Raw genomic sequence first — 1402 nt, forward strand, 5'->3', positions numbered from 1 at the left:
GGGAACCCAGAAGATCGGGCTCTTCCTCGCCCGTCAGCTTCAGCGAGCCCTCGCGGCTGCCCCCGGCGGGGCCGACACTGGTGGTGCGCACCGCGAGATCGCCGGAGATCAGGTCGAGCGAGAGATCGACCGTGTCATGCGTGATGGTGAAGGTGGTCTGCCGGATGTCGTCCTTGCCGATGCCCTGGGTGCCGATCGAGACGCCGAGATCGAAGGGGCCGGTGCCGTTCGCGACCTCGCCGTTGACATTGTTGCCCTTGCCGAGATCGGTGACCGCGTTCGCCTCGATCTTCACCTTGGTGATGTCGTCGCCGGAGACGCTCATGCCGGAGAGCAGGCTCTCGTCGCCGATGTCGAGGAAGAAGCCGCGCAGATCGCCGATATCGCCGCCATCCTCGAGCACCTCGAGATGCACCAGGAGATCGCCGCCGGCCTCGCTGATCGTGGCCACCGCGGTGAAGCCGCCGGGGCCCTCGAAGACGAACACGCGCTCGCCGGTGATCGACGCGGACGTGGTGCCGGCGCCGTCCCCGGTCAAAGGCGGGGTGTCCACGGGCGGGGTGTCGTCGACCGGCTGCACCGGGTTGTTGCCCTTGCCCTTGCCGTTGTTGGACTTGTCCTTCTTCGCCATCTCACAAAGCTCCCGATTCACTAACTGACAACGCACGAACCAACGACGCACGCGGCGCCTCTCGGCGCAGACCAACGGAGACCATTGCCCGACACATGCGCGGCGGCCGCCAAGAGGGGTTCAGCGATGGAGAGCGTTGTCCGGCGCCAATACCTGCGCCAATGGCGGAAAAACCCGCCCGTCACGCGCTCGCTAATCTACCAACCTGACAGCACACACTTACCGATCACATGTCCGGTCCGCTCCGACCGGAGCGCTGGCCGTCCCACCCGCCAGACAATTCGAGCTTACATCAAGGGACCCGGGCGGAGAATGTCCAACTTGGATCAACTGCCCGAAACCGCGACGAATTACACGTTAAGCGCACCGTATCGGCACGGTCGATCGCCTTATGATTGCAATACTTCGACTTCCCCGGGATCGGTTCTGCCCACGTCCGAAAAGTTCACGGATGACTTATTTTCTACTGAACCCAGAGACTTCCGCGGGGTTTCGATTCGCTGCCGCCGGCGTCGCCCAGGTTTTCCGGCTCCGCAGGACGCCCGACCCCGGCAGGGCAGGCGGCCGGAACGCGTGCCGCCATGGCCAGCGCCCGCAGCCGGGAAAGCGCAAGTTCTCCTGCCGACAATTCACGCATGCATGACTTCGGATACCGGCCCGGAAAGCGCGCCGGTTTTCAACGCCCGCGCGAATTCGGCCAGCTTCTACACCCTGTTGTTCTCCTTGAGCGAAAACAGCAAACAACATACTCTTCCGTTAACTTGAAGATTG

The 1402-nt window shown here is 63.6% G+C and carries 2 protein-coding genes; one reads left to right on the plus strand and one right to left on the minus strand.

Features of this window, described 5'->3' with window-relative positions:
* Positions 1 to 631 (minus strand): hypothetical protein (locus tag QSJ97_RS24495; protein WP_285675123.1); only part of this gene is annotated, 631 nt, incomplete at its 3' end.
* A gap of 581 nt (positions 632 to 1212) precedes the next feature.
* Between QSJ97_RS24495 and QSJ97_RS24500 the strand changes: the two genes are divergently transcribed.
* Positions 1213 to 1402: hypothetical protein (locus QSJ97_RS24500; RefSeq protein ID WP_285675126.1), on the plus strand; the 190-nt coding region annotated here is incomplete at its 3' end.

The organism is Paralimibaculum aggregatum (assembly GCF_030270585.1).
In the GTDB taxonomy this organism is placed as follows: Bacteria; Pseudomonadota; Alphaproteobacteria; order Rhodobacterales; family Rhodobacteraceae; genus Thermohalobaculum; species Thermohalobaculum aggregatum.